The organism is Acetobacter sp. DsW_063, from assembly GCF_002153745.1.
In the GTDB taxonomy this organism is placed as follows: domain Bacteria; phylum Pseudomonadota; class Alphaproteobacteria; order Acetobacterales; family Acetobacteraceae; genus Acetobacter.
Window position 1 is genome coordinate 1 of record NZ_JOPL01000035.1, and the last position, 8,274, is coordinate 8,274.

Sequence of the window (8,274 nt, forward strand, 5' to 3'; positions counted from 1 at the left end):
CGCAGCAAGCTTCATCTTCTATCTTAAAGAATGAGTCCTGAGCCTAGGCTAACGGAACGGGTTGGGCCCCCAGGAACCGGGGTTCGAAATCCCATGCTGTGAGACACTGGTCCAACAGCTAGATACAGTGCATATTAGTCTCGATCCGGCTGAGGCGATGATAACTGCTCCATCGGCCGTGCCATTCGCCTTGTGAGTCGACCTCGATCCCGTGCTGTCGATCAGAGGATGCAGGGGAGCTGCATGCACGCTACAAGGCATGCTGCACTTCGTGAATCCTATACAACCAGCTACGATACAAAGCCCTCGGAACCTCTCCGGATGTGGGAACATTCCCCGTACAAGGGCTCAATGTGCTTGCCTCAGAGGAAATGATGTTCTGAAAATCGTCTGGACTGCCTGCACTGATTGGTCCGGTTGCATAGTTAGCCGATGCGCCTTTCGATTTCCAGCATGGGCGTGAGGTGCCGCGTAGCGGCGCCGAGCGGCCATGCTGGAAATGCGATTGTCTCGGGTGCTGGTGGTCGGTAGCCTAGGCTGCTGTGCGGGCGCGTGGTGTTGAAATGCTCCCGCCACCAGGCAGTGACGCAACGCACCTCCTCGATGCTGTAGAAGATCTCCCCGTTCAGCAGTTCATCCCGCAAGCGGGCATTGAAGCTCTCGATGTATCCATTTTCCCAGGGGCTTCCGGGCTCGATATACAGGGTCGTCACGCCCAATCGCCCCAACCAGTTCCGCACGGCATGGGCGACGAACTCAGGACCATTGTCCGACCGGATATGGTCCGGGGCCCCGTGTTCGATAAACAGATCGGCCAGAACGTCGATGACGTCAGGCGACCGAAAGCGCCTCAGCGGCACCAGCGCCAGACACTTCCGGCTGAATTCGTCGATCACGTTCAGCATACGGAATTTTCGCCCGTCCTGCGTCCGATCCTCGACAAAATCATACGACCAGACATGGTTTTCACGGAGTGGCCGCAACCGGATGCACGATCCGTCACTCAGCCACAGGCGTCGTCGTTTTGGCTGCCTTTGCGGCACCTTGAGACCCTCCCGCCGCCAGATCCGCTCAACGACCGACCGGCTGACCTGCCATCCTGAATTTTCCAGCAGGGCATGGATGCGCCGATAGCCATACCGACCGTAATCTGTCGCCAGGGCTATAATGTCAGCCGTCAAACGCTGCTCAACAGCATCGTCCTTCAGCTTGTGACGCTGCGTCGAACGATGCTGACCCAGCACGCGGCAGGCGCGCCGTTCCGATACCGGCAGAACCCGGCGGACGCGCCCGATCGCGTCCCGGCGACGGGAGGGGCTCAAAAAGTCAGCTTCGATGCCTCCTGCAGGATCGCCTTGTCCAGCGCCAGATCCGCGACAAGCTTCTTCAGCCGGGTATTCTCCCGTTCCAGTTCCTTCATCCGACGCGCCTGATCAACTTTCAGGCCGCCATATTCCTTGCGCCAACGATACAGCGTCTGCTCGGCAATCCCAGCCTGACGGCAAGCCTCCACCGCCGTCGCACCCCGCCCAACCAGAACCTCAATCTCACGTAGCTTCGCAATGATCTGCTCCGGCGTAAATCTCTGTCGACCCATCGTCTCGTCCTTTCCTCACGTCCCGCAGGACTCTCTTCAGAATTGGACCCATTTTTCCAGGGCAGACCAGCGCATCAAACGAACCACAATACAGAAACGGCGCTTGTTTCATCAGCAGCGCGTCGCCTAAAAATCATAAGAGATGGACCACAGTCTCCGTTATCTCACGCCGTCCACAGTCCCAAATCTTTTGGCGACTGACAGATTGCGGACATGAAAGTATGAGCGCAGCAGCCATATCTGGTTGCTGTACGTCGTCAGTCTTTCAGCTTTGTGAAAATGTCTTAATCAAATGGCAATTTTTATACAGATGCCAACTGTAAGGTGGCTTTGATTTCTGGTTCGTTTTCTGGGGGCAAAGGCGGTAATGTCCCGCACAGCGAGACTGCGTCCGATGCAGTTGCTGTCGTATCCCCGATCACCGATGACTTCTTCTGTCTCGTCGGGGAGATCTGCCAGCAGCGCGTCTGCGCGTCTGAAGTCACTGCCCTGCTGTCAGATGAAGGCGGACAGGTCGGGCCTGACCATCGCACATGGCGTGAAGCTTTGAGTTCAGACCAGCTTTGGTTCGCCCGATATGCCGGCGAAAAGCCCCTTTCTGAGCAGGGACGTCGATGTCCGGTGTGCCTTAAGGTGTGTTGCATCGACTCTGGCGCCGACATGACTCTCAACCCACCGCGTTTCGCCAACGACACGCATGGCGTCATAAAGCACGCCAATCGAAACACGTCCGCCTTCCCAGCGTCCGGTTCCAATCTCTCCGACCCGGAATACACGGTGCGTCGTTCAGCCGTTTCCGTCTGACATCACGTATCATCGAAGACGAGCCGAGACTGATCGACATCGTTCAGGTCGCAGCACCCGGCGTGACCCATCGTTCTATCGAGCTCTCGCAGAAGAAGACAAAGGATATCGTAAGCTCCTTGCTCACCGCCCGCGGCAAGTCCCCATAACGGGGCACGCCCAACCATGACGCCATGCGCGCCGCACGCGAGTGCCTTGAAGATATCACTTCCGCGGCGAATACCGCTATCGAGAAGAATCGCAATTTCATCGCCGTTCTCGTTCGCGATAGTAGGCAGCATTTCCAACGGCGATGGCGCGGAATCCAGATTGCGGGCACCGTGATTGGATACGATGATGCCGTCCACACCAACTTTTCGGGCAAACTGTGCATCCGCTGGATGAAGAATTCCTTTAAGAAGCAGTTTCCCCCGCCACAGCCCTCGCAATGTCCGTATGTCATCCCACGTAAGAGATGCGGTTGTGCAGATTGCCCCTCTTTGACGCCCTTCCGGGAAATGCGGTAACGCGATACCCTTCCGGTAAACAACCTGACGGCCCAATACAGAAATCGTCCAGGACGGGTGGCGCGCGATATCTAAAAGCGCTTTCGCAGAGGGCTGGAATGGAAACCCGAATCCATTCCGGATGTTGTATTCGCGATTACCGTTCACCGGTCCATCCACGGTTACTACCAAGACTTCCACGCCCACGGACTTTACGCGATTGATCAGTCCATAAGTGGCCTCTCGATCATCCCATACATAAAGCTGGAACCACGGCGGCGAGGTAGAGGCAGCCGCAATGTCCTCAATGGGCGCGACCGACATAGTTGATACGCAGACAGGGACCCCCACGCGCGAAGCCGCACGCGCCATCGCCTGCTCTCCTTCAGGCCAGACAAGGCCGGCAAGGGCCGTCGGCGCCACAGCCAGAGGAGCTCGCCAATTCGTATCCAGGATCGTCGTATCTATCCTGCGATTTGATACATTTTTTAGAAAAGATGGGACTATTTTTATTTGATCGAAAGCACGCCTGTTACGCTCTAGACCGCGCTCATCTTCTGTTCCCCTATCTAGATAGTCAAAAAGACCTTTCGGGAGACGTTTCCTGGCCCTAATACGAAAGTCGTCTGTATTGAGAAGATGAGCAATCAAAGCAAATTCTCTCTAGAGTTGGACGAACACCAATTTCCACCGGAGCAACTTTACAGCATTACTAATAAATCGCTCACCATCAACGAACACCTGCTCGTTACGAATCAAGGTGTCACGGGCCAAAACGACATCGCGCGACACAAGGTTTTATGATCTCAGACTGGGTCACAACTGGCAAAGATCTCATCGGTGATGGGTAAATTAATGCGAGGCGACCGTGTGGAGTCGCCGGCGGCACCGCCCGCGCACAAAATCCTCCGACGCCGCCGATCGCCCGAGGACGCCAGTGATCACGACGGGAAGCGAAATCCTCCTTCATGAGACATGAACGTGCTGGCTTTCTTCATTCTGTTGGCAGAATGTTCAAATTTAAATTTTTTACTCATTCCTTTTCCGCGCTCAATATGTGAGCCAAATTTAAATCCGGTGTGTAATTTAGGCCCAATTGAAATTCAGGATTTCCACATAGGTTAATCGCTGATTCATAGGTCTCCGTTTTGAAGTGCGGGGCGAATGATGGGGACCAGGCAGTAAGAATTGGTCACTGCGCGATGGTGCCAGACTAGGGGTCTGTTACCTGGGATAGCGGGTGATCCGGGGCGGATAGGATCGGATAACTGTCTGTTCGTAAACGGATGTCTGTGGGTATTGCGATCCGGCGCCTATCGGTGCGCTCTTCCTGAACGTTATGAAAACTGGAAGACGGTCCACCGGCGTTTCAGCCGCTGGCACCATACCTGCATGTGAGAGCTGGTGTTCACCGCGCTGCTCGCCAATCGCGACAACGAGTATCTAATGATCGACAACAACATCGTCCGCGCCCACCAGCACGTGGCAACCGGAAAAGGGGCGTAAAATCGGGCGCTCCGGCATTCCTGAGGTGGATTGACCAGCAGGATCCACATGCTAACCGACGTCCCGAGTCGGCCGTATGGTTCATTATCACAGGCGGTCAGGTTCATTACGCACCAGAGCATCTGCATTGCTTGAAGGCCAGACTGTGGGGCGGCAATCGCCGCCAAAACGCCGATCCCGAACCGACTCGCCACTGAACGGGCTGACCCACCTGTTGCACTGGCTTTCAGAACCCGCTCCCGTAAATCGCCGCTCAATGCTCGCACCGCCGCGGCGTCCTTCAATGGAAATGGTGAATCACAATTTAGACTCTGCGTTGTACCTCATGATTCGTAGTTCAATGGACGTGCTCCAGCAGCAACCATGATCTGGGTCGCCTGAATGGAGCCTGGTCCGCTCCTACGGTGGCATCGTGAGTTTCCATGTCACGTAAGAACGGCAAGCATCACGCCTACGTCGTGAGTGTGTGCCCCAACGGAGAAATTTTCGTGCGCTTGATCGACACTATGCTATACGCCACACATCCTCGCGCGACGTTCCCCATATTTCAGCTGCCACGACGTTGATAGGCGCGATCTATTTTACGAAGTCAATCTTTCCCTGAGCAATAATCAATTGAACGAAGTATCTCTCGCAAATTAAAGATCCGTAATCGCTACTCTGTTTCGCTCTCGGGAGTGGGGCATCTTTACGTATCTATAAGGGAATTTTTCGTGTTTCAAATCAGATGCGTATTTGCAAATCGAATCCGTCGGCGCAATATTCATAAAATTCTCGTTCTTACAATGATATCTACCTCGCTTGAGAGTATCCGCTGTGCTCAAGCACAAAGTCTGGATAAGACCGAGATTTCCGGTCATCACCACTTTCGTTCATCGTCGCTCCAGCCGCATTCGGGAGCTGCGCCTGCACTTCGGGGTCGTGGTGAAAGTAATTTAAGAGCAACTGCACCTAAGCCAAACCACGATGACATGGAAGGCATGTACCATGGCGGCGCTCGGGCCACAGACGCAGAGGACGTCCGTGTTACGGGCAGGTCCTCTGTCCGTCGTGCAGCGGCTCGACTTGTGTCCGTACCTGGAGGCACAAGCGTCGTAGATTCAAAGATGATTCTGAGACAACGCACCGCAAGCATCGGTGATTGGCTGGCATTTCAGCCCGGCGTCTACGCGCCAGCGGCAACAGGCGATAACGACGTCCATCTATCGATGCGCGGGTCTGGAATCCAGAGCGGAACAGGCTCCGGCCGTGTCGGCACCCTCATTCTTATAGATGATCTTCCTGCTTCAAGGACTGGGGGCACGCCAAGCGAGTTGCTGGAGCCCCTGGGGCTGCAGTATATTGAGATTTTTCGTGGTGGAAATGGTTTTGACGTTGGATCGCTCCAACTGGGAGGCGCGATCAACCTCCACACCCTCACTGGTTACGAAGCAAAAACATATCAGGCGCGCATAGAGGCTGGAAGCTTCGGTTATGTCAAGGAACAGCTCTCATCGGGCAAGGTGATAGGGAAATCTGACTACTACATTAGTGTTACTAATTCATATCGATCGGGTTACCAGCAAAACACGAAAGTTTCGAATTTCGGAGTCAATTTTAACTATGGCTACAAGTTTAACGATTCGGTCGATACCCGTTTCTTTTTTCGATATCGACAGTCCTTTGAGGGTCAGCCAAATTATTTGACGCGGGCGCAAATTGCTACGAATCCGCGACAGGCGCGCGTCGGATATACGAATACGTATACAGAATTGCCGGGAACTAAGTATTTTGGAAATCGGACAAGAATTCGCGTCGATGGCAAGTCGGACCTTGAGTTGGGGTTTACTTATATCGACGCCCCAATGGATCACCATCTTGCAACTCTCAGGTTGCCTATGAACGTAATTGCGGCAAGTGGGATTATAAATTACACTCGGAAGGATAATTTTTCAGGACACAAAAGCAACACGACTATTGGCGTCTATACGACAGTCAACGTCGGGAATAATGTTTACAACTATCGCGTCAGATCACCTTCTGCATATTCCGCTTATGGCCTTCCGATGGGTACCCTTGTCAATCGCTGGTTGAGATGGGGAAGCAACACTGTATTCCATGTGAGCAATGACACAGAAGTATTAAAAAACGTTTGGTTGACTACGGGAGGCGCTTTAAGTTACTCTCCCCGGAGCGGCTCAACAACATATCCCGTTCAAAATCATTTTGGTATCAATCCACTTTATTTTGCCCCACGCGGTGGATTTCGATATCAAATTACGCCTGATATCCGCATTTACGGCAACGTTACTCGCAGCGTGCAGCCTCCGACAGACTACGACATCCTCTCCGGGACACAATATCAGAGCGGGCCTGCTAAGGGTTTAAATGAGGGTTTTCAAAGACTCAAGCCTCAGACAGCGACGACGTTTGAAATTGGAAGTGAAGGTACTTTCAAAGGTCAACATTGGAGTATTTCATATTACCATTCGTCTGTACGCAATGAACTGCTGTCCGTTATGACAGCTACGTCTGCGCTTTATAATACATCTGTTCTCAGCAACGCTTCTCCTACAACTCATCAGGGGGTAGAGCTGGGACTGAGTCATAAAATATTCAAATGGGACGGTAATGAGATATATCTCATGCATGCTTATACGTATCAGAATTTTCGCTATAACCACGATCCAAATTTCGGCCATAATAGGCTGCCTGGCATCCCCGAGCATTTCTATCAAGCGCAGCTACATGCAGACTTCAAAAATGGCTTCTATTCTTCAGTAGATGTAGAAGTAGCGTCATCAATCTATGCAACGTACGACAACAAGGCAAAATCAGCACCTTATCATATCTATAACCTCACATTTGGTTATCTCTGGCCGCAAAAGAGCCGCCGCGTTTATCTTCAACTCCATAACCTTGCCAATAAGCATTATGCAACAGCTGTAATTCCTGTCTATACGGCTACGCATGGTGATGCTGCTGCAGAAATGCCAGGTGATGGCTTCGGCATCTTCGCCGGAATAGACGTGGGATTTGAATGATATCGAGAACACGTGTCTTGCCGGTGTTTGTTCCGGAATTTGTTGGATAGGACGAGACGTGGAGGTGCTGTCACGTTAAGTGGGGCGTGATAGTTTTGCGGCATGAGCGCCGGATATGTGAGCTACAAACGACATCGTTTTCCGCGTGAGATCATCGGGCACGCGGTGTGGCTGTATTTCCGGTTCCCGCTGAGCTTTCGGCTGATCGAGGAGATGCTGCTCGAACGCGGGATTGTCGTTTCGTATGAGACGATCCGCCGGTGGAGCCTGAAATTCGGGGCGCCGTATGCGCGCAGGCTGCGCCGAAAGTCGGCGAGGCGCGGAGACATCTGGCATCTCGACGAAGTCCGGATTGTGATCGGCGGCAGGCCGCACTGGCTGTGGCGGGCCGTTGATCAGGACGGTTACGTTCTCGACGAAATCCTTCAGGCGCGGCGCAACACGAAGGCCGCGAGACGCCTCCTGACCCGATTGTTGAAGAAGCAGGGCGCTCGTCCCCAAAGGATGATCACCGACAGGTTGAAATCATACGGGGCGGCCAGACGCCAGGTCATGCCGGGCGTGGAGCACCGCTCTCACAAAGGGCTTAACAACAGGGCGGAAAATTCACACTTGCCGCTACGAAAGCGCGAACGCGTCATGCAAAAATTCCGATCCCCGGGAGGCTGTCAGCGTTTCGTCTCCGTCTTTTCCGCCGTCCGTAACCTCTTCGTCGCGCCCCGCTCCATCGACAACGCCCTCTCCCGGTACATCCAGCGGGTCAGGGCATTTGCCCAATGGAATAACGCCACCGCACTCCGCGCCTGAAAAAGTCACGCCAACCGGTAACTCAAAATGCCAAAGTTAACGTGACAGCACC

General features: G+C 53.6%; 6 protein-coding genes. 4 read left to right on the forward strand and 2 right to left on the reverse strand.

Translation table 11 applies throughout. The annotated features are described in order from the left end of the window. Window positions 1–425: 425 nt before the first annotated feature. Window positions 426–1,597 (reverse strand): IS3 family transposase gene (locus HK28_RS06760; protein ID WP_369823612.1). Its coding sequence is split into 2 segments (ribosomal slippage): window positions 426–1,324 and window positions 1,324–1,597, totalling 1,173 coding nucleotides; the frame shifts between segments, so codons are not numbered across the junction. Window positions 1,598–1,921: 324 nt separating this feature from the next. Between HK28_RS06760 and HK28_RS13970 the strand changes: the two genes are divergently transcribed. After that, window positions 1,922–2,401 (forward strand): hypothetical protein, encoded by a 480-nt coding sequence (locus tag HK28_RS13970; RefSeq protein WP_158093413.1) that lies wholly within the window; start codon window positions 1,922–1,924, stop codon window positions 2,399–2,401. A 2-nt stretch (window positions 2,402–2,403) separates the two neighbouring features. Here the strand turns inward: HK28_RS13970 and HK28_RS06770 are convergent, their stop codons facing one another. After that, window positions 2,404–3,537, reverse strand: a complete 1,134-nt coding sequence (locus HK28_RS06770; protein WP_198945825.1) for an alpha-hydroxy acid oxidase — start codon at window positions 3,535–3,537, stop codon at window positions 2,404–2,406. 537 nt (window positions 3,538–4,074) lie between these two features. On the opposite strand from HK28_RS06770, the gene HK28_RS14480 reads away from it, so the two are divergent. The 3 genes from HK28_RS14480 (at window position 4,075) to HK28_RS06785 (ending at window position 8,222) form a co-directional block, all read left to right on the forward strand. Further along, window positions 4,075–4,284 carry a transposase gene (locus HK28_RS14480; protein ID WP_086643847.1) on the forward strand — a complete coding sequence of 70 codons (210 nt, stop codon included), beginning with the start codon at window positions 4,075–4,077 and terminating at the stop codon, window positions 4,282–4,284. A 1,088-nt stretch (window positions 4,285–5,372) separates the two neighbouring features. Next, window positions 5,373–7,415 carry a TonB-dependent receptor family protein gene (locus HK28_RS06780; RefSeq protein WP_369823613.1) on the forward strand — a complete coding sequence of 681 codons (2,043 nt, stop codon included), beginning with the start codon at window positions 5,373–5,375 and terminating at the stop codon, window positions 7,413–7,415. 102 nt (window positions 7,416–7,517) lie between these two features. After that, on the forward strand, window positions 7,518–8,222 hold the full coding sequence (locus HK28_RS06785) for an IS6 family transposase (RefSeq protein WP_086643849.1): 705 nt from the start codon (window positions 7,518–7,520) through the stop codon (window positions 8,220–8,222). The last annotated feature ends 52 nt before the right edge of the window (window positions 8,223–8,274 follow it).

Coding starts and splice junctions, on each gene's coding strand:
- HK28_RS06780 (WP_369823613.1), top strand. CDS start 5,373: ATGTACCATGGCGGCGCTCGGGCCACAGACGCAGAGGACGTCCGTGTT.
- HK28_RS06785 (WP_086643849.1), top strand. CDS start 7,518: ATGAGCGCCGGATATGTGAGCTACAAACGACATCGTTTTCCGCGTGAG.